Source organism: Gordonia sp. 'Campus' (assembly GCF_022206305.1).
Classification (GTDB): Bacteria; Actinomycetota; Actinomycetes; order Mycobacteriales; family Mycobacteriaceae; genus Gordonia.
In genome coordinates, this window is record NZ_JAKOIW010000009.1 from 108,190 (window position 1) to 128,789 (window position 20,600).

19 protein-coding genes and 1 riboswitch are annotated in these 20,600 nt (G+C 66.7%); of the genes, 11 read left to right on the top strand and 8 right to left on the bottom strand.

The annotated features are described in order from the left end of the window. Positions 1 to 81: 81 nt before the first annotated feature. Positions 82 to 516, top strand: coding sequence for a 50S ribosomal protein L11 (gene rplK / locus MAY35_RS11900; RefSeq protein ID WP_238421497.1), 435 nt, complete (start codon positions 82 to 84; stop codon positions 514 to 516). Positions 517 to 601: 85 nt separating this feature from the next. Next, entirely contained in the window at positions 602 to 1,318 is a 717-nt protein-coding gene (gene rplA / locus MAY35_RS11905) for a 50S ribosomal protein L1 (protein WP_238421498.1), read from the top strand. Between the two features lie 128 nt (positions 1,319 to 1,446). Here rplA and MAY35_RS11910 read toward each other — a convergent pair whose 3' ends face one another. The 4 genes from MAY35_RS11910 to MAY35_RS11925 form a co-directional block, all read right to left on the bottom strand. Next, positions 1,447 to 3,057, bottom strand: coding sequence for an HNH endonuclease signature motif containing protein (locus tag MAY35_RS11910; RefSeq protein WP_238421499.1), 1,611 nt, complete (start codon positions 3,055 to 3,057; stop codon positions 1,447 to 1,449). A 201-nt stretch (positions 3,058 to 3,258) separates the two neighbouring features. Further along, positions 3,259 to 4,284, bottom strand: coding sequence for an ABC transporter substrate-binding protein (locus tag MAY35_RS11915; protein ID WP_238421556.1), 1,026 nt, complete (start codon positions 4,282 to 4,284; stop codon positions 3,259 to 3,261). 50 nt (positions 4,285 to 4,334) lie between these two features. Then, entirely contained in the window at positions 4,335 to 5,165 is an 831-nt protein-coding gene (locus tag MAY35_RS11920) for an ABC transporter ATP-binding protein (protein ID WP_238421500.1), read from the bottom strand. Further along, on the bottom strand, positions 5,162 to 6,241 hold the full coding sequence (locus tag MAY35_RS11925) for an iron ABC transporter permease (protein WP_238421501.1): 1,080 nt from the start codon (positions 6,239 to 6,241) through the stop codon (positions 5,162 to 5,164). Before MAY35_RS11925 ends, MAY35_RS11920 begins: the two co-directional genes overlap by 4 nt. A gap of 47 nt (positions 6,242 to 6,288) precedes the next feature. Next, positions 6,289 to 6,472, bottom strand: a riboswitch (cobalamin riboswitch). A gap of 134 nt (positions 6,473 to 6,606) precedes the next feature. Here MAY35_RS11925 and MAY35_RS11930 point away from each other — a divergent pair. The 5 genes from MAY35_RS11930 (at position 6,607) to MAY35_RS11950 (ending at position 10,077) form a co-directional block, all read left to right on the top strand. Continuing rightward, complete coding sequence (locus MAY35_RS11930) at positions 6,607 to 7,560, top strand: L-lactate dehydrogenase (RefSeq protein ID WP_238421502.1); 954 nt, start codon at positions 6,607 to 6,609, stop codon at positions 7,558 to 7,560. 67 nt (positions 7,561 to 7,627) lie between these two features. Next, a complete protein-coding gene (locus tag MAY35_RS11935) occupies positions 7,628 to 8,020 on the top strand; it encodes a hypothetical protein (protein ID WP_238421503.1) in 393 nt (130 codons plus the stop codon). A 146-nt stretch (positions 8,021 to 8,166) separates the two neighbouring features. Then, complete coding sequence (locus MAY35_RS11940) at positions 8,167 to 8,439, top strand: excalibur calcium-binding domain-containing protein (RefSeq protein WP_238421504.1); 273 nt, start codon at positions 8,167 to 8,169, stop codon at positions 8,437 to 8,439. 98 nt (positions 8,440 to 8,537) lie between these two features. After that, positions 8,538 to 9,236: a YoaK family protein gene (locus MAY35_RS11945; RefSeq protein WP_238421505.1), complete on the top strand. Its 699-nt coding sequence runs from the start codon at positions 8,538 to 8,540 to the stop codon at positions 9,234 to 9,236. 10 nt (positions 9,237 to 9,246) lie between these two features. Continuing rightward, a complete protein-coding gene (locus tag MAY35_RS11950) occupies positions 9,247 to 10,077 on the top strand; it encodes a DUF2786 domain-containing protein (protein ID WP_238421506.1) in 831 nt (276 codons plus the stop codon). Here MAY35_RS11950 and MAY35_RS11955 read toward each other — a convergent pair. Beyond that, positions 10,074 to 11,015, bottom strand: coding sequence for a YhjD/YihY/BrkB family envelope integrity protein (locus tag MAY35_RS11955; protein ID WP_238421507.1), 942 nt, complete (start codon positions 11,013 to 11,015; stop codon positions 10,074 to 10,076). The genes MAY35_RS11950 and MAY35_RS11955 overlap by 4 nt on opposite strands. 188 nt (positions 11,016 to 11,203) lie before the next feature. Here MAY35_RS11955 and MAY35_RS11960 point away from each other — a divergent pair, with 188 nt between their 5' ends. From MAY35_RS11960 to MAY35_RS11970, 3 genes are all read left to right on the top strand, one after another. After that, the gene (locus MAY35_RS11960; RefSeq protein ID WP_238421508.1) at positions 11,204 to 11,722 is read left to right on the top strand and encodes a TIGR04338 family metallohydrolase; all 519 of its coding nucleotides are present in this window, start codon (positions 11,204 to 11,206) and stop codon (positions 11,720 to 11,722) included. Positions 11,723 to 11,829: 107 nt separating this feature from the next. Beyond that, positions 11,830 to 12,051: a hypothetical protein gene (locus tag MAY35_RS11965; protein ID WP_238421509.1), complete on the top strand. Its 222-nt coding sequence runs from the start codon at positions 11,830 to 11,832 to the stop codon at positions 12,049 to 12,051. A 228-nt stretch (positions 12,052 to 12,279) separates the two neighbouring features. Beyond that, positions 12,280 to 13,908 carry a WXG100 family type VII secretion target gene (locus MAY35_RS11970; protein ID WP_238421510.1) on the top strand — a complete coding sequence of 543 codons (1,629 nt, stop codon included), beginning with the start codon at positions 12,280 to 12,282 and terminating at the stop codon, positions 13,906 to 13,908. 630 nt (positions 13,909 to 14,538) lie between these two features. Here the strand turns inward: MAY35_RS11970 and MAY35_RS11975 are convergent. From MAY35_RS11975 to MAY35_RS11985, 3 genes are all read right to left on the bottom strand, one after another. Next, entirely contained in the window at positions 14,539 to 16,152 is a 1,614-nt protein-coding gene (locus tag MAY35_RS11975) for a cytosine permease (RefSeq protein ID WP_238421511.1), read from the bottom strand. Positions 16,153 to 16,268: 116 nt separating this feature from the next. Next, the gene (locus MAY35_RS11980) at positions 16,269 to 18,281 is read right to left on the bottom strand and encodes a hydantoinase B/oxoprolinase family protein (RefSeq protein WP_238421512.1); all 2,013 of its coding nucleotides are present in this window, start codon (positions 18,279 to 18,281) and stop codon (positions 16,269 to 16,271) included. Between the two features lie 37 nt (positions 18,282 to 18,318). Next, entirely contained in the window at positions 18,319 to 20,370 is a 2,052-nt protein-coding gene (locus tag MAY35_RS11985; RefSeq protein WP_238421513.1) for a hydantoinase/oxoprolinase family protein, read from the bottom strand. Here MAY35_RS11985 and MAY35_RS11990 point away from each other — a divergent pair. Beyond that, on the top strand, positions 20,369 to 20,542 hold the full coding sequence (locus MAY35_RS11990) for a hypothetical protein (RefSeq protein WP_238421514.1): 174 nt from the start codon (positions 20,369 to 20,371) through the stop codon (positions 20,540 to 20,542). The two genes, MAY35_RS11985 and MAY35_RS11990, sit on opposite strands and share 2 nt — an antisense overlap. Positions 20,543 to 20,600: the final 58 nt, after the last annotated feature.

Sequence of the window (20,600 nt, forward strand, 5' to 3'; positions counted from 1 at the left end):
CCAGCTTCTCGGACTGACCACACAGACTTTCACGTCTCCAGCGGGCGTGAATTCGCAAGGAAAACAAGCAAGGAACATAAGATGCCTCCCAAGAAGAAGAAGCTCGCCGGGATCATCAAGCTCCAGATCCAGGCAGGCCAGGCCAACCCGGCCCCGCCCGTGGGTCCGGCGCTCGGTCAGCACGGCGTGAACATCATGGAGTTCTGCAAGGCGTACAACGCCGCGACCGAGTCGCAGCGCGGCAACGTCATCCCGGTCGAGATCTTCGTGTACGAAGATCGCTCCTTCGACTTCAAGTTGAAGACCCCGCCGGCTGCGAAGCTCCTCCTGAAGGCCGCCGGCCTGCAGAAGGGCTCGGGCGAGCCCCACACCAACAAGGTCGGCAAGGTGAGCATGGACCAGGTCCGTGAGATCGCCAAGACCAAGGCCGAAGACCTCAATGCCAACGACATCGACCAGGCCGCGAAGATCATCGCCGGTACTGCTCGGTCCATGGGCATCACGGTCGAGGGCTGATCTCCACTTACGAACATCCCGTGGGAGGGCCGGCTCGGCCCGCACCACACACCCCGCCGACTGACGGCGGAGAAGGAACAGAGCAATGAGCAAGAAGAGCAAGGCCTACGCGGCCGCGGCCGAGAAGGTCGACAAGACCAAGCTGTACAGCCCGCTGGAGGCTGTGGAGTTGGCCAAGGACACGTCGTCGAAGAACACCGACGCGACCGTCGAGGTCGCGATTCGCCTGGGCGTCGACCCCCGTAAGGCAGACCAGATGGTTCGAGGCACCGTCAATCTGCCGCACGGCACCGGTAAGACCGCCCGTGTGATCGTGTTCGCCGCCGGCGACAAGGCCGCCGAGGCCACCGCCGCCGGTGCCGACGAGGTCGGCGCCGAGGACCTGATCGAGCGCATCCAGGGCGGTTGGCTGGACTTCGACGCCGCGATCGCCACCCCGGATCAGATGGCCAAGGTCGGCCGCATCGCGCGTGTCCTCGGACCCCGCGGCCTGATGCCGAACCCGAAGACGGGCACCGTGACCACCGATGTCACCAAGGCCGTCAACGACATCAAGGGCGGCAAGATCAACTTCCGCGTCGACAAGGCTGCGAACCTGCACTTCGTCATCGGCAAGGCGTCGTTCGACCCGGCCAAGCTCGCCGAGAACTACGGCGCTGCGTACGACGAGATCATGCGTGCGAAGCCGTCGGCAGCGAAGGGTCGCTACATCAAGAAGGTGACCGTCTCCACCACGACGGGCCCGGGTATCCCGGTCGACCCGCAGGTGAGCCGCAACTTCGCGGAAGCACCGCAGGCGTAGTCTTTCCCAAGTTCCACACGAGGGGCCCGGCATTTCGATGCCGGGCCCCTCGCGTGTGTTCGGGATGCGCTGATCGCGCTCGAGCGCCAATGTAGGAGCCCCTGCACATTGTTCTTCATGAGCATGGTTCAGCTGGCGAGAAGCCACGTGAGCTGTGCTTCGACGAGCGAGGGCCGGGGTGGGGGTGGTCCGGGTCGCGGTGGTCGGACGTCGATGACGTGGCTGGTGTTCAGGCGCAGGTCATCTGGGCGTGCGTCATGGCCAGACGGCGTTGGTGGTCCGTGGATCTCGTCGCGCACGGTGTTCAGATGTTCTGCGAACCGCCGGGGTATGTCGGGTCGGCGGTTGATGTGTTCGGGGTTGGGTGGTGCTCCCGGTTCGGTGTTGAGTCGCCAGACGCAGCGGCCTTCGTCGGGTCCGGACCGTTCGATGCGGGTGGTGTACTGGCCGGGCTGATCACCGACCATCCGATTGTGTCGCGGACAGGCCGGGGCGAGGTCGTCGATGTCGGTGAGACCGCCTTTGGCCCAGTCTTTCTGGGCGTGGTGGAGTTCGACGTGGGTGGCGGGTTGGTCGCAACCAGGCGCGGAACAGACTTCCCCGTCGGGGCGGGCGAAAGAGACGAGGCGTTGTGCACGGGTGGCGAGACGTTTGCCGCGCCCGAAGTGCAGCGGAACGGTGGTGTGATCTTTGAAGATCGCCAACCAGGGTTGGATCTCGCCGGCGAGGGCGATGAGGTTGGGGATGGGTAGCAGGGTTCCGGTGGCGGTCGTGGCCAGTCCGGCTTCGCGGATGAGGTCACCGAGGTCGGCTTTGATGATCAGTTGCACGGGCAGGCCGCGGTGGGACTTGCCGAGCAGTCCGTCTTCGAGCACCGCTTTCAGGAGGGCGTTGAGTGCGTCGTGGTTGATCTGGGCGGGCGTGCGGTCGTCGCGTTCGGCTGCTGCGGCGAGGGTGTCGGGGTAGGCGTCCTCGACTGACCCGGTGGGCGAGTCTGGGTCGTTGGGGTTGTTCATGCCGGGCTTGGCCCAGACGGCAAGCAACATGGTCACCCGGGCAGCCAGCTCGGGGGTGAGGGTGGCTGTCATCTTGGCGGTGCCGTCGGCGCGTTGGCGGTTGATCCACAGGTTGCGGCGCCGTTTGCGGTCGGAGTCGTCGGCCAGGGTGCCGTCGGGGTCGAGGTGGGCGAGGAGCCGCGCGCCGAGTTGGGTGATGTCGGCGGGGGTGTGGTCGGTGGCGATCTCGGCCATGTGTCGTTCGGCGGCGACTCGTACATCGTGTTCGACGGCCAGTGGGATGCGGTCGAGGACGTCGAGGGTGGCCTGGACGTGGGCGGTGCCGACGGTTCCTTGTGCGAATGCTTCGGCGAGCCCGGGGTGTTCGGGCGGTAGGACGTCGCCGCCGAGGCTGGTGCGGGTGGCGGTGGCGTCCATGTGCTTGCGGCGACGCATCGGGTTCGAGACGCGTAGCCGATGGGTCATGAACTGCATGAGGGTTCGGCAGCCGGTCTTGCGGGGGAGGTCGCGGGCTTCGACCTGATCGATCTGCCGGTCGCCGGCGACGGTCAACCGCGCGATGGCGCGTTCGGTATCGGCTGCCACATCAGCCAACTCGGCATCGGTACACGGCGACAGGTCCACGGACTGCAGTTCGTCGAGGAGGTGGTGGAGATCGGCCACCACTTCGACCGCACGCGGGGACGGCACGTCGGTGCCGTCGTTGCGTTGAGTAACGGTCATGACGGTCACCTCCCCCGAGAACCGTTGCTGCGAATGTATGTTCGAGTGTACACGAAAGTGGACGCACAGCGAGGCCAAAAGTACTGCTGTGCAGTGCTATTGAATACCTCGGTGTGTCGGTGGCCAATGTTAGGGCCGCTGACGAGGTCCGTATCAACGGAGGTTGTGTGGTCCACGGGACCGTGAGCCCGCGTGTGGGCCTCACCTCAGCAAGTTGTTGCCCCCGAGGTCGAGCTCGGTGACGTCCAGGGTCGGTGTGATCCCCGATTCGGGTGCCAGTCCGTGGTTCTCGAGGACGGCCCGGAGGGTCTCGGCCGCGTCGATGTTGAGCGGACTGGACACCCACATGGCGTAGGGGAGGTTGACGAATCGGTTCTCGCGCACCGCTTTCAGGTTCCGGCTCGCGGGATTGGTCCTCAGCGCCTCGATCTTCTGCTCGACCGTCTGACCGGGGTAGTCGACGAACACGATGAGGTCGGGGTCGGCGGTGGTGAGCCGTTCCCAGCTGACGGTCGTCCAGGTGTCTTCGATGTCCGCGGTCGCGTTGCGGGCACCTGCGGCGTCGATGATGCCCTGCGGGCCGCCGAACGAGCCCGACGAGAAGATGGTGTCGGACACGCTGTCGAAGACGAAGACCGTGGGCTTGTCAGCGGGTTGTGGTGCGGCGCGCAACTTGTCGAGGCGACCGGCGATGTCGTCGGCAGCGTCGGCGCCCTGCTCGGGGTTGCCGGTGATGGTGCCGATGTTGCGGAGGTCGGTGTCGAGCGCGACCCACGGATCCATGGTGCCGCGCTGCGCCTCACCCTCGACCTGCCGGCAGGCCTCCGACAGTTGGTAGACGTCGATTCCGTGGGAGGCGAGGATCTCCGGGGTGATGCCGCGGGATTCGCTCATGCCGTAGTTGTATCCGGCGTAGAGGACCTCGGGTTTGGCGCCGACGATGTTCTCCAGCGAGGGGGATTCCGGGGCGACCTCGTTGAGGCCGTCGACCTGCGATCCGTACTCGAGCCGCAGCACATCCTTGTCACGGGCGAGTGCGCTGACCGCCACCATCTTGTCCCGGGCCCCGGCGGCCAGGGCGATGGCGATCATGCCGCCGTCGTTGACGAACAGGCGGTTCAGGGGTTGCGGGAAGGCGACCTCTGATCCGCAATTGGTGACCGTGACAGTGTCTTTCGATGCGGCTCCGGTGTCGGTGCCGCACGCGGCGGTCGTGCCGAGGGTCATCGCGGTGACGGCGAGGGCGAGGGCGGGGCGGATTCGGGTCGAACGAATGGTCACGGGATGTCCTTGGTGAGTGTCTGTGTGGAAGGGGACGGTGCGGAGGTGAGTAGCAGATGGGGCGAGCCGGTCGTGGGGTGATCGACGACGGTGCCGGAGACCTCGAAGACCGACGCGAGGAGTCCGGTTGTCAGCACGTCGACCGGGCGGCCGTGTGCGATGACCCGGCCGTCGGAAACGACTGCGACGGAATCGAAATGACGGAGTGTGAGATCAAGGTCGTGCATTGCCGCGATGACGGTCGACTCCACGTCGTCGAGGACCTGCATCAGACGCAGTCGCCATGCCGCGTCGAGGTGGTTGGTCGGTTCGTCGAGAACCAGGATCGGTGTCTGCTGGGCGAGCGCGCGTGCGAGGACGACCCGATGACGTTCACCGCCCGACAGGTGCGTGCACGACCGGTTCTCCCAGCCGTCGAGGCCCACCTTCGCCATGGCGGCGCGCACGATCGCGGCGTCGTCGAAATCTCCCGTCGCCCAGGCCGATCGGTAGGGAGTGCGGCCCAGGTTCACAGCCTCGGACACGGTGAGCTCGGCGGAGGGTTGCTCCTCCTGGCCCACGACGGCGATGGACTGTGCGCGGCGTCGAGGCGGCATGCGACGGAGATCGGCGCCGTCGACCACGACCCTGCCCGCGACGGGATGCTGTAGACCGCACAGGGTTCGGAGCAGGGTGCTCTTGCCCGCTCCGTTGGGTCCGACGATGGCGAGTCTCGTGCCGGCGGGGACATCGAGGTCCACGTGGTCGAGGACGGTGCGGTTCCCACGGCGACAGGCGAGGTCTTCGGCACGCAGGGTCATCGCCTGCGTGCGGCCGCCGCCTGTCATGAGCCACCGCCGAACACGTAGTGGCGTCGACCCATGAGGAACAGGAAGATGGGCGCGCCGATCAACCCGGTGACGATGCCCAGTGGCATCTCCCGCGGGGCGGCGGCCACCCGTGAGATCACGTCGACCCACACGAGGAACAGTGCGCCGCCGCAGACGGCGACGGGCAACATGGCGCGGTGGGTGGCGCCGACCATCAGTCGGGCCGCGTGCGGGACGATGAGGCCGACGAATCCGATGCCGCCCGCGACGGCGACCAGCACCCCGACCAGTACGCCCTGAATCCCGAACAGCGCGTTGCGCATCGCCCGTACCGGGACCCCGAGGGAGGTTGCGGTGTCCGTGCCGGCGGCGTAGGCGTCGAGCCACGAGTGGATCGCCAGCATCGCCAGCACGGTGACGACCACGACGACGCCCGCGATCTGGACCTTGGCCCACGTGGCGCCGGCGACGCTGCCCAGCATCCAGAACATCACGTTGTCGGCGGCGTGCGGGTCGGCGGCGGTGAACACGAGCAGCGACGACAACGCCATGAACGCCGAGGAGAGGACCACTCCGGACAGGATGAGCCGCAGGGCGGTGAGGCCGCCCTGGGCGCGGGCCACGGCATACACGGTGGCCGACGCCGCGAGTGCGCCGAGCAGGGCACCGCCGGACAGCGACCACACCCCGAGGCCGGCGAGGATGCCGAGGGTCATGACCGCGGTGGCCCCGACCGCGGCGCCCGCCGACACACCCAGCAGATAGGGCTCGGCCAGAGGATTGCGGACCAGAGCCTGCATCAGGGCACCGGCGAGTGCGAGTCCGGCTCCGACGATCGCGGCCAGGACCGATCGGGGGAGTCGCAGATCCCAGATGATCACCGCGTGTGCGGAATCGATGTCGTTTCCGGTGAGACGGCCGACAACGGTGTGCCACACATCGCCGACGGGAATGGGTTCGGCGCCGAACGCGGTGGCGAGGACGATGCTGACCAGCGTGAGCGCGAGTAATACGACGGAGAGCGGCGTCGACGGGAGTCGCCGTGCCGCGGGGGCGACGGCGATCTCGGTCGTGCCGTCGGGAGGACGGGACACGTGTTGGTACTGCCTAACGGTCTGGGTATCTGTGCGCGAGATACACGATGGACTCGAGCGAGATCGGCAGGTATTCGGACTCGGGTTCGACCGGTCCCGACGCCTTCCCGGGTTGCCCCAGTGGCTTCTGTGTCGGAGCCGTCCCCCATACCGCTGCGCGCCAGTCCTGGATTCCCACCAGGTTCCCTGGCACCCGCATCTGCAGGTGCGACCGTTCTCGCCCGGTCAACCTATCAACATCGGCGGTGGCGATGAACACAGCGGTGGCGATGAACAGCGGTGGCCTCGCGACCAGGACAGGGGTCGTGTCGAGCACCTAGGGTGGTGGGCGACGACCGATGGACCGACGGCGGAACGGTGAACCGATGGACGTACGAGACACGAAACTGGCCATCATCGGAGCGGGCGCGGTGGGTACCGCGATCGCCTACTCCTCGCTCATCAGGGGCGTCGCGCGGACCATCGCGCTCCTCGACGTCAACACCGCGAAGGTCACCGCCGAGGTCCTCGACATGTCCCACGGACTCGAGTTCGTCCCACGCGCGGACATCATCGGATCCGACGACGTGTCGGTGTGCGCCGACGCCGACGTCGTCGTCTTCACCGCCGGCGCCAAGCAGAAGCCCGGGCAGTCCCGGCTCGAGCTGGCCGAGGCCACAATCGGTTTGACCCGAGCGATCCTGCCCGGCGTACTGGATGTCGCCCCGGATGCGATCTACCTCATGGTGACCAACCCGGTCGACGTCGTCACCTACGCGGCGATGAAGATCAGCGGCCTGCCACCGAATCGGGTGTTCGGCTCCGGCACCGTGCTCGATTCGTCGCGACTGCGATTCCTCATCGCACAGCACTGCGGGGTCGCGGTCCAGAGCGTGCACTCCTACATCGCGGGCGAACACGGTGACACCGAGATCCCGCTGTGGAGTTCGGCGACGATCGGCGGGGTGCCGCTCACGTCCTGGACGCCGCTTCCCGGCCGACCGGCATTGGATGCAGTTGCGCGCGAACGCATCCAGCACGAGGTGGTGCACGCCGCGTACACGATCATCGAGGGCAAGGGCGCCACCAACTACGCCATCGGGCTCGCGGCGACCCGCATCGTCGAGGCCGTGCTCGACAACGAACATCGGGTGCTGCCCGTGTCGACGATGGCCTCCGGATTCGATGGGTTCGAGGATGTGTGCCTGTCGATGCCGACGGTCGTCGACCGAGGCGGAGCCCGGTCCCGTCTCGACGTCCCGCTGTCGGAGTCCGAGCGCGCGGGCCTTTTGGCGTCAGCGGAGACCCTGCGCGGGATGCAGGCGCAGTTCGGGTTGTAGGCGGGTTCGCCGGACCCTGTGGACAGATCTCGGTGGCCCGACGCCGCCGGTGCTAGCGTCTGCCGTCGTGAAAAGATTGATAGCGGGGGCGTTGATCGCCGGAACAGCAGTGTTCGGATTGTCTGTCGGAGCGGGTGATTCCGACGCGAAGATCAAGCCGGGCAACTACAAACATCAGCAACTCATCTACGGGTTTGTTCCGACCCCAGAGTCGAACGTGCGGGTCATCGGCAACGGGATGTACATCGACGCCTACGGGGTCGGGCCGTGGAACCTGTCGCGCCAGCAGATCGAGCACACCAAGAGCGGGGGCGTTGTCTCGCTGACCGCAGATCCGCCAGTGCAGTGGTATCAGCGGGTCGAGTACCGACGCACCAAGAACGGCTACTTCGGTACGACGTACATCCTCGGCGGCATTCCGCTGGGTAACGTCCTGCTGAAGGAACAACCGCGTCGCTGACCGTCCCGTATCCGGTCCGACCGAGGGACGAGTGTCCCTCGGTCGGACCAATCTTGCGTTTCAGCACCGTCGTCGACGTCCGGCCCGAGTAGCGTGAGTCCGTCACATTCCGGTGTCGGGGGACACGTAGAAGAAGGTCACGCACGATGCGGTGCTCACGAAAGATGGTTCTCGGATTCCTTGCTGCGGCATCGATGACGCTCGCCCCGCTGATGGTGGCGGCACCCGCCTCGGCGGCCACCGACTACGCCAACTGCACGGCTCTGCGCGCGGACTACCCGCACGGCGTCGGCAAGACCGGGGCCGTCGACTCGACGTCGAGCACTCCCGTGACCACCTTCACCGTCGACGACGAGCTGTACGAGGCCAACTCGGAGAGCGACCGAGACAAGGACGGCATCGCCTGCGAGAGCCACTGAGGCGCCGACCGTCATCGAGGCGTTCCCGCGCATGAGCCGGCCACCATCGGTGGCCGGCCGCGCTGACCCGCGGCCCGGGCAACGCTAGATTCGTGCCCATGGCGGGCTCACGAGGGAGACATTTCGACATCCTGATCGCGGTGGTCCTGCTGTTCCTCTCCGGGCTGATCGACGCGATCGCGTTCTTCGTGCTCAAGGGCAGCTTCGTGGCGTTCATGTCCGGCAACTCGACCATCATCGGGGCATCGGTGGCCTCGGGCCGATGGGAGACCTTCGGCGTCGTCGCGGGCCTGGTCTGCGCGTTCTTCGGAGGCGCGGTCGGCGGAGGCGCGATCAGCCGGTGGGGCGGCCGCCGTGCACCGGTGGAGGTTCTCGTCGCGGTGAACGCAACGCTGGCTGCGGGCACCGTGGTGGCGCTCACCGCGTCGACGACCGCCGGGATGATCGTCGTGGCGGCCGCCGCGGGCGCGATCAACTCGGCGCTCTCGCATACGTCGACGGTGCCGGGCGGGCTCACCTACGTCACCGGGACGCTTGTGAAGGCGGCGCACCAGCTCGTCGCATCGCTGGGCACCGACCGGCCGTGGGCGTGGCTCGCGGTGTTCTGGATGTGGCCGGTGTTCGTGCTCGGAGCGGTGTGCGGCGGGTTCGCCGAACGTCACTGGGGTGCCGCCGCACTGTGGGCCGGGGTCGTGCTCGCGGTCTTCTCCCTGCTGTTGCGCCTCGCGGAGACGTCGTCCCGGAGTGATTCTGGGCCCGATTCGCGGCTCGATGGAACCGATCGGGCCGCTGGATAGTCTGAGTTCTATGCGCGACGACAAGCTGCTCACCCGGATCTCGGCCCTCCTCCGCCAGGCGGAGAACACCGACAACGAGCACGAGGCCGAGACGTTCATGCAAGCCGCCCAGCGGCTCGCGACGGCATCGGCGATCGACCTGGCCGTGGCCCGCGCCCATGATCCGGCGGCGCGCAAGAAGGTCACGCCCATCAGCCGGCAGATCGCCATCGGCGAACCCGGCAAGCGCGGACTGCGCACCTACGTGCAGCTCTTCGTCGCGATCTCGATGGCCAACGACGTGACCGTGGACGTCGCGAGCAACTCGACCTTCGTGCTCGCCTACGGGTACGAGGCCGACATCGACGCCTGCGAAGCCCTGTACACGTCGCTGATCGTGCAGATGGTCGGTGCCAGTGACGCCTACCTTCGGTCGGGTGCGTACAAAGGCGAGACGTTCGCGCGGGTCGTCACCCGGGGGAGCGGGTGGCGTGCCCGACGGGTGATCGAGGAGAAGCCGCTGTCACCGATCACCGCCCGGCTCAACTTCCAGTCGGCATTCGCCGAGCGCATCGGGAAGCGGCTCACGGAGGCACGTGATGCCGCCCGGAACGAGGCGCTCGCCGCCGACCCGGACGCCGGACAGCGGTCGAGCGGCACCGCGATAGCGTTGCGCAACAAGGAACTCGAGGTCACCGACTTCTATCGGACGGAGTCGAGTGCTCGCGGTACCTGGCGGCCGTCGAGCGCCTCGGCGGGCTACTCCGAGGCGGCGCGTCGGGCGGGGGACCATGCGGGTCGTCGGGCGAAGATCGGAGCCGATCGCGAATTCGGCGGTGCGCGAGGCGCTCTCGAGGGTTAGTCCTTGCCTTTCTGGATTCTCTGCTCGACGGGGTCCGAAGCCGGCCGGTCGTACCAGGCCACCGATGGCGTCGGGACGAACGGTGTCGGAGTGCCGGCCCATCGCCGCACCCACCGGCCGACGCGGCCCTCGTCGGTCGCCGCGGCGTGCACGACGATGGCGGTGACGACGAGGATCAGCGCGAAGACGAACAACCAGCTGATGGCGACGAAGACGATGCCGAGGGTGCCGTAACTGCGGATGGTGCCCGCGGCGAGTGCGGGCAGGCCCACGCGGCTGCCGGCGAGCAACACGGTGATGAGGAGACCGGTGCCGACTCCGTTCAGGACGAGCAGTTTGATCGGCACCTGCGACGACACCAGCAGGCGGGGGATGGCGGTGAACGTGGCCGACCAGATCAGCAGGGTCACGATCAGAAGGAGCGCGATCCCGAGGATGCCGCGGTCCCCGATGCGCACACCGAACAGGGAGGTGGCCTGCAACCCGGTGGACAGTCCTTGCGCGGTGACCGCGACGGGGATGAGGAAGACCACGACCACCCAGCGCCAGAACGTCCGCAACGGCAGTTTGGCGACGTCCCAGATCGACACATACATTCGGCCGAGGGCACGTGACAGAGAGGTGGCGCCGGCGATGGTCATCAGCGCACCGATGATCCCGAAGGTCGTGGCCGAGGTCGGGTTGGCGACCCAGGTCGAGTCGAGCCTGCTGATCGGGATACCCAGATCGGTCAGGGCGTCGTCGACGACGTCGGTGCCCGGGAGGTTGAGCACCAGGATCACGATCGGGAGGATCGACGTGAAGGCCTGCGCGGCCAGCGTCATCGACCGGTCGGTGATGTTTCCCCGGGCGATGTCGACGACGATGCGCAGGATCAGGGAGGCGCCGGGCAGTTGCAGCGCGCGCTCGCGGATCGCATCGACGTCAGGACGACGCATGAACACTCCCATCGGCTCCGGGATGAGCTTCGGCCCGCTCGCTTCGCTCCCGGCGCCGGGAAGAGCTTCGGCCCGCTCGCTTCGCTCCCGGCGCCGGGGAAGAGCTTCGGCCCGCTCGCTTCGCTCCCGGCGCCGGGGAAGAGCTTCGGCCCGCTCGGCGCCGGCCCGTTCTCATCATCGGCGATGCGGTGAGTGACCGGGACACGGGGCGGGCCCGATTCTATGAGGCCGAGCACCTCGTGCACCGGCTCTTCGACAACGTCTCGTCGTCGCGGACGGTCCAGCTAGCCGGCACCGAGATCACGCTGCCGGCGGAGGCGAGGTTCGCGTCCATCGAGGCGGTGGACGACTATGTGCACCGAGTGCTCGATCTGCCCGCGGTGCGGTCGGGTTTTCCCCGGGCCGCGCAGCCGGTGGCGGTCCGCGAACGCCGCGGTCAGCGTTCCGCGCACTACGCCGCGAGAGTTCGCGTCCACGATGGCGGTCAGGTGGCGGCAGAGATCGCCATACCGTCGGCGCGAGAGGGGCGTTGGGCGTTGCGCGAGCTCGTGGTCCTGCACGAGCTCGCCCACCACCTCGACGGCACGACCGGTCCGGCGCACGGGCGCGGATTCGTGCTGACGCTCATCGAACTCGTCGGGCTCGTACTGGGGCCCGAGGCGGCGTTCGTGTATCGCGTCGTGCTCGCCGACTCGGGGGTGAGCTGAGAGTGCCCTCCTCCGGACAGACGACATATGCCCCGTCACGCTCCCCGGGCCGCGGGCGCGAACCGGTATGGTGACGTCGACGTCCGAGCGCGGATTCGACGCGCACTGTGAACGGGGCACAGACACATGACGACACCGACGACACCTGCGGTGCCTACGACGCCGGCCGCACCGACACCATCGGCGCCGACGACGACACCTCCGCGGCATCCCATGCCGGCCGAGCCGGGGCCGGCACCGGCGCCTCCCGGCGAATCGCCGACTCCGTCCGCTCGCTTCGGCATCCTGCCGTCAGAGGTGTCGGACATCGCCACCACCTGGCGTACTGAGGGCACCGCGGTAAGCGATCTGGACTTCTCCGCATTCACATCGGTGACGGGGGCGGGTAGCCGGACACTCGCTGCGGCGAGGAGTGTCGACGGGCCGGGGCAGCAGTGCACCGATTCCGTGGGCATTCGATTGACCGCATTGGCTGACGCGCTGACGTCTTTCAACTCGCGCGCGCAGGAGACCGACGGAGTCGCGGCCGACCGGATCCGCGGTCTCGTCGAACGCTGATGCGCCCCACCATCTCGCAGTTGCGTACCTGGGACACCGGCGCGTTGGGTTCTGCGGGCGGTGTCGCCGCGGCAAATGCCTCGGTCCTCGACGGTGCGCTCGATTCCGTGGTGCGCTCCCTCGACGGTGCGGGCTCCTGGTTCGGTCTGACGCGAGACGCCGCGAACACCAGAATCGATCAAGAACGTGACCACGGCGGCGAAGTCCGTAATGTGCTGAACCAGATCGCGGACGAGGCGGGGGACGCGGCAAGAGATCTCGGTTTTGCGCGGGAGCATGTACTGCGCGAGGTGGATTCGGCGGTGGCTCGGGGGTTCGCGGTCGGTGGCGACGGTACAGTCTCGCATCCGGACGAGGACAAGGCCGAAGAAGTCCGGACCATCCAGAATGCGATCGACACAGGCCTGTCGACGGTCGACGAACTCGACGAGACCTACGGAACGCGACTCGAGAACCTTGCCACCGACCTTGCGTCGATGGTGAACGGGCAGTCTGACATCCATGTACCCGGTCTCGGTCCGCGCGACCTCGACGATCTGGTGACCCACCTGAGCGGCCTCACCCCAGACCAGCGCGTGATGTTGCTGTCGGGTCTGACGCCGGAGCAGTTGCGCCGGCTGGCCCAGGCCGACCCGCAGGCGATCGGGAACATGAACGGAGTGCCGTTCGCTGTGCGAATCGACGCGAACGAGACGAACGTCCGCAACGCGCTGATCGACGAACGGCAGAAGCAGCCGTCGAATCAGGCACGGATCGACCGACTGGTCGAGATGCTTGCGCCCACGACGGACCCAGTGACGGGTCGAGAGGTCGAGCGGACGTACCTCGCGTTCGACAACACTCCACACGGTCGGATGATCGAAGTCATCGGCGCTATCGGTCCTGGCATTCCCAATGTGGCCGTGTACGTTCCCGGTACCGGTACCAACCTGGACGGTAGCTCGACCAATCAGCGGGCCGCCTTCAACCTGGCACGCGCGACGGGTGGACCGGTGATCTTGTACATGAACGGCGATCTCCCGCAGGAGCTCTATCCCGATCTCAGCGGCGACGACGATGCATTCGACACCACGCCCGCAACTCAGATGGCACCTGGGCTGGTCGAATTCGGGCGTGAACTCGACCGCGCGCTGGCTTCGGTCGCACCCGATGCGGCGACGACCTACATCGGGCATTCCTACGGCGGTTCGGTGGTCGGCACGGCGGAGCAACTCGGCCTCGACGCCGATCGGGTGATCTACGCGTCGTCGGCAGGCACCGGCGTGCTGGACGGTCCGTGGAACAATCCGAACCCAGAAGTGCAACGCTACTCGCTTACCGCTCCCGGGGACCCGGTCCATTTCTCCCAGAGTCTGGGCGGCACCCAGCACGGTGGCGATCCCGACACCACGTCGGGGGTGCGACGTCTCGACACCGGTTTCTACGGCGACGGTGAGGTCGTGTGGGGGCCTCAGGGACACGGCAACTATTGGAACGACCCGTTGTCAGGAGCGTTCGAGAACATGGTGAAGGTCATCAGAGGCGAAGACCCCAGTGACTACGTTTACCGGGCCCCGGATCACGTCCCGGTCGGTCCGGCACCCGAGCCACCCGTGATCCTCGCACCCGGACCCGACTTTCCGCGGTGATGACGATGCGTGCGATGTTCACGAGGCGGGGGCTGCTGCGTCGATTCGCGGTCGCATCCTCGGCAGCTGTCGTCATATTCGCGGTGGTTGCTTGCGTCGAAGACCCCGATGACATCGGTGCACTGTCAATGTCGAAGATGCAGGTGTGGCAGACGGTGAGCGGCAACATGGCTGCCGTCGATCCAGAGTACGAGTTGACGCCGATGCCCCCGGCTTCCTCGATGCGCTTCCAGCAGAGTGGGTGTGCCACGAGTCCCGACACGCTGATGCCGGCGGGACCGCCTTGGCGGTATCGCGAAGACCAGTTGCTTCGAGATCCTTCCGCCGCTCGGGTTGACGCCCTCCGTCGCGGCATCGAACATCTGACGACCCGGGGCTTTTCCCCGCGGCAGCAGTCGCCGACGAGCGATCCTCGAGATCTGGCGGTCGAGGACGCCCGAGGTTTCGCCGTCGGGATCCATCACACCGAGTTTTCCAGCGGGAGCGAGAACGTGACGGTGTCATCTACTTCTCCGTGCGTACGTCACCCCGGCGACGACCGGTGACGCGGTGGCTCCGCGATCCACCACGCACGAACGGATCCACCACCGATGTGGTGGTGAATCCGTCCAACCGCGCCGCGGCGCGTAACTACTGCCCCGCAGCCTCCCGATCAGCGGCGCGCTGGAACTCGAGATCGTCGGAGGCGCAGGCCAAACAGATGGGCGCATGACCGGCGGATGGGTCGCGATCCATCTCGTAGGCGATGTAACTGTCCTCGCAGCGATGGCACCGGATGCGTGCCTCCCACATGTCGTCGACCTCGTCGCGTGGATCGTGCGGACGCACCATCGTGAACCAGCCCTCGCGGCGGAACGCCAGTGCCACCGCGTAGATGAGACCGGCCACGACGAAGGCGATAGGTGACGCCCACACGGCCCCGAAGGTGCCGCCGAACAGGACGAGTGCGATGCCGATCACCGAGGCGACCGCCCACGCGCCCACTCCTGCCGGGTTCACCGTCGGGACGCGACCTGGACGGAACTCCAGCGAATCGGCCGGAATCCGGCGCAGACGCATCCAGCCGATGTGCGTCAGTGCGATGGCGACCCACCCCACGATGAGGACACCCTGGTACTGCAGAGAAGTGGTGATCCAGGACAGCACGTTGGTCAGCATCATCAGGTAGACGATCACGGCGACGACTCCGACCCAGAACGTCCGGGGCATCGAGAATTTGACGGTCCGGGCGAAGAAGTTCTGGAAATTGGTGGACGCCAGGTAGAAGTTGCCGCTGTTGACCCGTGTCTGGCTGACGACGACCCACAGCAGACCCCAGATCCCCATCATGCCGACGATCCCGAGGATGGCCGACTCCTCCGAGAGCGGTCCGGCAATGGTGATGGTCTGGGCGAGGAACATCCCGACTGCCGCGTTGACGAGGAGCGTGACGACATAGAACGGGGTGCCGAAGGACACGCGGGCATTGAAGCCGGCATCCTGCGGGCGGCCGAATCGGGCGTAGTCCCAGGCCATCATGGTGACGACCCACACGCCCATGTAGATGACGAAGGCATACCACCAGCCGGGCACCCCGAGATCGGCCGCGGTTTCCGGCTCATAGGTGAGCCACTCATTGCTGTAACCGTATTCGGCGATCGCCCACACCACCGAGCCGACCAGTCCGACGACGTAGAGCGGCAGCAGGACCCCGTTGAGCCGGTCGAGCCAGGTGGCGACACCGCGCCACGCCAGCGGCGCCTGGTAGGCGACGACCACGAACGCCCAGAACGCGATCGGGAGACCACCGAAGTAGGCGTGCAGGGCGGACGCGACGATCGCACCTTCGGCGACCACGTAGTACGCGATGGTGATCCCGAACAGGGCTGCGGCGAAGGCGGATCCGGCGCGGCCGAACACGACGCGGGAGAACAGCGAAACGCTGGTTCCGGTCTGGTTGGCGAACTTGGCGGCGACGGAGTTGATGGCACCGTAGGCCACCACCGAGAGTCCGATGCCGATGAGGGCGTCGGTGGCGCCCACGGAGAGGGAGACGGTGGCGCCGACGACGACGAAGAACATCGCGCTCATCAGGCCGAACCAGGCCATCGACACCGACGAACGCGACGTCCGCCACGAGTTGGGCACGATGTGCATGGAGTAGTCCTCGGCGGCGGCGCGTGCCAGGACCTGGGGATCGTCGGTGTAGGTGACGTCCAGGGGCGGAATCCCGCCCGCCCTGGAGGATGAGATGTCGAGAGTCATTGCTTTCCTTGGTGTTTCGAGTGGTGGTCAGATGCGAAGCCAGCGGCGGGTGGATGGCGTCGATGCCACCACCCGCCGCTGGGTGTCGTGCGAATGGGTTCCCGGAGCCGGGGGCGTCAGACGGTCGCCGGCTCCGACACCGTCAACGTGCCCGGGACGAAGTCGACGGTGGGGTCGTCGGTCCAGTGGATGACGGTGCGTCGCTGCAACATCTGCCGGAACTGGGACGTCGTGTTGGTGAGCACCGCACCGCTGCCCCAGTCGAGGATCACGCCGTACTGGCGGACGCAGTCCATCTCGTTGATCAGACCGGAGCGGTATTCGTCGGAGACCGCTTGCGGGTCACGTTCGATCCATGCATGCCGATTGCTGCGGATGTACTCGCGCGCACCGATGGTGGCTTCGAGATCGACTTCGTAGGCGAAGATCTCGGGATCGATCTCCTTGATGACCACGCCGTAGTCCTTCTCCGCGCGGGTGATCGAGACGTAACCGTCGATGACGTCCTCCATCACCGCGTCGACGTCACGCTGGAGCGGGTCGCCTAGGCCGCCGCCGCCGGCCGACGGGCGGGTGAATTCGTCTCCGGATTTGATGGGGACCGCGGCGAAGATCGAACCGAGGTATTGCTCGTCGTCGGTGCCCTTGTTGAGCCAGACGCCGTGGGGGATCGACGGCAGACCGCCCCACAGTCCCCAGGTGACCGACCGTTCGCGATCGCAGCAGTAGGACATGACGGTGTTGTCGCTGGCCCAAAGCTTTCCGCCCTTCTCGGCGCCGAGGCCGCCGCGGAACTTGCCGGGACCGCCGGAGTCGGGCACCAGGTCGTGGCAGGACGTCAGAACCGGGGCGAGACGTTCTTGTCCTTCGAAAGGCTGTGTGCCGTACTGGACTCCGAAGACGGCCGCGGATGCGTTGTAGCCGTCGGCGCCGTTGCGGGCGCCCCAGCCGCCCATCATCCAGTCGTACCACATGAAATTCGGATTGCCTTCCCCGCGTTGATCGCGACCGCCCACCAGGAGGTACTCCAGGTTGAACGTGCAGGCCATTGCGCGCTCGGGTTGGATGTCCGACCAGATCTCGAATACCGAACTCATGATCTTCTCGAACGGGCCCGAGCAGAAGCCGGCACACGGTGAGGGCCAGTCGGCATTGACCACCGACCCGAGGGGCCCGAGGTCCGCTGTGACGACGCGGTAGAACCCGGAATTCAGTGGGATGTCCGGGAATTGCATCTTGGTGCCGGCGACGATGCCGGCAAACGACCCGCCGAATCCCGCGTTGAGCATCGACGAGATCGACGCGTGCGACTCGCTGAGGTCGTAGTGCACGGTGTCTCCGGAGATGGTCATCCGCGTCTTGATCGGGATGAGGCCCTCGCCGCGCGCCGGGTCCTGGTCGATGTAGTCCTCGGTGTACCAGACCCCGTCGGGAAGCTCGGCGATCTTGGCGCGGGTGAGATCCTCGACGTAGTCCTGCACCTCGGCCATCGCGGTCTTGATGGTCTCGACGCCGTACTTGTCGCACAGACGCTGGATCTCACGCTCGGCGACGCGGGTCGCCTCGGCCTGGGCCTGCATGTCGCCGATGATGTCGCGCGGGTTGCGGGTGTTTTTCGCGATGAGGTAGGCGACGTCCTCGAGGAACTGGTCCTTGCTCCACAGCCGGGTCGGCGGGATCCGCAGTCCCTCACCCATGTGATCGAGTGCTTTGACGTTGAACGATCCGGGAGTGGCGCCGCCGACGTCGGCCCAGTGACCGTTGGCCTGGGCGTAGCCGAGGAGCTCGCCCTGGTAGTAGATGGGCCGGATGATGCGGGTGTCGTTGAAATGGCTCCCGCCCTCGTAGACGTCGTTGATCACGAAGACGTCGCCGGGATGGATGTCGCCCTCGAACTGCCGGATGACCGCCTTGGCGGTGTAGTGCAGGGTTCCGACGTGGGCGGCGATGTCGCCGGTGCCCTGCATGACGGTGTTGCCCTCGGTGTCGCAGAGTGCCGAGGAGAAGTCCCGTGAGTAGATGACGAACGAGTAGCAGGTGCGCAGGATCTGTTCGGCCATCTGGTCGACGGTGTTGATGAAGGCGTTCTTCAGCACCTCGAAGGTGACCGGGTCGAGTGTTGTTGCCATGGTGTGGTTTTCCTGTTCTGTCAGAGTCGATGGGAGATCACTCGGCGGCGGTGATCAGGAGGTTGCCCCACTCGTCGACCCGCGCGGAGGTCCGCGGCGGGACGACGGTCGTCGAATCGAGCTGGTCGACGATGCACGGTCCGGTGAGTACGGCTCCGGGCGGCAGGCCGGCGCGGTCGTACACCGGCGTGGTCAGTCGGGCGACCTCGTCGGGGAACAGCACTTCCCGCACCTCGAGGGGCTCCGGTGCGAAGGTCGCCGGATCGATCAGGTCGGCGGGCGTCACATCCATCCGTGGCGTGAGTCCGATGGCGCGCAACGAGATCCGGTAGATCTCGACGCCGGTGTCTTCCGCCGCGAAGTTGTGTTCCTTGAGATGCGTCGCGTGGAAGGTCGCGACGACTTCCTCCAGACTCGTCAGCGGCATCGACACCGGCACCGCGATCGCTCGCCACTGTCCCTCATAGCGCATGTCGAGGTGGTACTCGAAGAGCATGTCGTCGAGGTCGACGTGCTCGGCCGACAGACGTGCGCGCCCTTCCTCCTGCAACTCGGCGAAGGTGGCGTTCAGATGATCGAGGTCGGCGCCGGCGGCGTCGGCGAGGTACATCCGGGTGATGTCGTGCTGGATGTCGACCAACATGCATCCCATCGCCGAGGTGACCCCCGGGTGCGGCGGGATGATGACGGTGGGGATGCCCAGGTCCTTGGCGAGATAGGCGGCGTGCAGGGGCCCGGCTCCGCCGAAACCGACCAGCGCGAAGTCCCGCGGATCGTGACCCTTGCGGATGGAGATGAGACGGATCGCGTCGGCCATGTTGGCGTTGGCGACCTTGATGATCGACTGTGCCGCCGTCTCGACGTCGAGACCCAGTGGTGCCGAGATCTTCTCCAGGGCAGCCCGCGCCATCGACTCGTCGAGTTCCTTCACGCCGCCGGCCAGCTTCTTGCCGACGGTGCCCAGGATGAGGTTGGCGTCGGTGTTGGTCGCCAGATCCCCCGACGCGCCGTAACAGGCCGGTCCGGGGTCGGACCCCGCGGACTGCGGACCGTTGCGTAGTGAACCGGCGTCGTCGAGCCACGCGATCGAACCGCCACCCGCGCCGATGGTCAGCACCTCGATGCTGGGGAAACAGATCGGGTGGCCGAACGCGACACTCCACATGTTCGTCGTCGCCAGCACGCCGTTGTCGGTGAGTGAGACGTCGGTGGAGGTCCCGCCCATGTCGAACCCGATCGAATTCTCGAACCCGCACGTGCGGGCGATGTGGCGACTCGCGATGGCTCCCGCCGCGATGCCGGAGGCGGCCAGGCGGGCGCCGTACTTCTCGGCCATGGTCGGTGTCATGACCCCGCCGCCCGAATGGAGCAGCAGGACGTCGTTGTCGTATCCGGCATCGGCGAGCCGGCCCTCGAGTGTCCGGGCGTAGGGGCCGATGATCGGGACCAGGGCCGCATTGGCGACTGTCGTCGAGAACCGCTCGTATTCGAAGATCTCCGGCAGGACATCGCTGGACGTCGTGATCGACACCCCCGGTAGTTCCTCGGCGAGGATCTCGGCCATCCGGTTCTCGTGTGCGGGGTTGGTGAAGGAGTTCACGAAACACACTGCCACCGTCTCGATCTCGCGTCGGCGTAGGACCCTGGCGACTTCGCGCGCGGAGTCCTCGTCGAGCGGCTCGAGGACGGTGCCGTCGTAACCGATCCGTTCGGGAACGGTCAGGCGGTGGCGACGTGGGACCACCGGCAGGGCGACCTCCTGGTACGGGTCCCAGGACTCACGGTCGCCGCGCCGGATCTCGATCACGTCCCGGAACCCCTCGGTCGTCACCAGCGCGACCTTAGGGAACTTCCTCGTGATGAGCGCGTTCGTCGCGATCGTCGTTCCGTGCGAGAAGAATTCGACATCCTCCCACGCGACGCCGGCCTGCTCCATACCGGCCAGCACGCCCTCGATGGGATTGCTCTGGGTGGGATACTTGGCCGTGACGATCGTGCCGTCGGACTGCTGGATGAAGACGTCGGTGAACGTCCCACCGATGTCGACGGCGGTGCGGACCTTGTCGGTCCGGCTGATGGCTTTCGTCATGGGTACTTCCTCGTGGCTCAGCGGTCTCGGGACGCTCATCACGAAACCCGGCGCGGCGCCGTCGAACAATTGGCTCACCAGCCAGTGGTGCGGCGCGCAGGACTGGACGTTCGCACGCGACGGACCGGCCACGACCACGCGACCTGCACAAACCGTCGTTCTCGGCGCGTAACGCGCACATGTCGGACACGGACCGGAAACGTGATGTCACACAACGGAAACACCGACGG

What these genes read in the sequence shown, in the direction of transcription:
- rplK (WP_238421497.1), top strand. Translation starts at nt 82, where the DNA reads ATGCCTCCCAAGAAGAAGAAGCTCGCCGGGATCATCAAGCTCCAGATC.
- rplA (WP_238421498.1), top strand. Translation starts at nt 602, where the DNA reads ATGAGCAAGAAGAGCAAGGCCTACGCGGCCGCGGCCGAGAAGGTCGAC.
- MAY35_RS11910 (WP_238421499.1), bottom strand. Translation starts at nt 3,057, where the DNA reads ATGACCGTTACTCAACGCAACGACGGCACCGACGTGCCGTCCCCGCGT.
- MAY35_RS11915 (WP_238421556.1), bottom strand. Translation starts at nt 4,284, where the DNA reads ATGACCCTCGGCACGACCGCCGCGTGCGGCACCGACACCGGAGCCGCA.
- MAY35_RS11920 (WP_238421500.1), bottom strand. Translation starts at nt 5,165, where the DNA reads ATGACAGGCGGCGGCCGCACGCAGGCGATGACCCTGCGTGCCGAAGAC.
- MAY35_RS11930 (WP_238421502.1), top strand. Translation starts at nt 6,607, where the DNA reads ATGGACGTACGAGACACGAAACTGGCCATCATCGGAGCGGGCGCGGTG.
- MAY35_RS11940 (WP_238421504.1), top strand. Translation starts at nt 8,167, where the DNA reads ATGCGGTGCTCACGAAAGATGGTTCTCGGATTCCTTGCTGCGGCATCG.
- MAY35_RS11945 (WP_238421505.1), top strand. Translation starts at nt 8,538, where the DNA reads ATGGCGGGCTCACGAGGGAGACATTTCGACATCCTGATCGCGGTGGTC.
- MAY35_RS11950 (WP_238421506.1), top strand. Translation starts at nt 9,247, where the DNA reads ATGCGCGACGACAAGCTGCTCACCCGGATCTCGGCCCTCCTCCGCCAG.
- MAY35_RS11955 (WP_238421507.1), bottom strand. Translation starts at nt 11,015, where the DNA reads ATGCGTCGTCCTGACGTCGATGCGATCCGCGAGCGCGCGCTGCAACTG.
- MAY35_RS11970 (WP_238421510.1), top strand. Translation starts at nt 12,280, where the DNA reads ATGCGCCCCACCATCTCGCAGTTGCGTACCTGGGACACCGGCGCGTTG.
- MAY35_RS11975 (WP_238421511.1), bottom strand. Translation starts at nt 16,152, where the DNA reads ATGACTCTCGACATCTCATCCTCCAGGGCGGGCGGGATTCCGCCCCTG.
- MAY35_RS11980 (WP_238421512.1), bottom strand. Translation starts at nt 18,281, where the DNA reads ATGGCAACAACACTCGACCCGGTCACCTTCGAGGTGCTGAAGAACGCC.
- MAY35_RS11990 (WP_238421514.1), top strand. Translation starts at nt 20,369, where the DNA reads ATGGGTACTTCCTCGTGGCTCAGCGGTCTCGGGACGCTCATCACGAAA.
- MAY35_RS11985 (WP_238421513.1), bottom strand. Translation starts at nt 20,370, where the DNA reads ATGACGAAAGCCATCAGCCGGACCGACAAGGTCCGCACCGCCGTCGAC.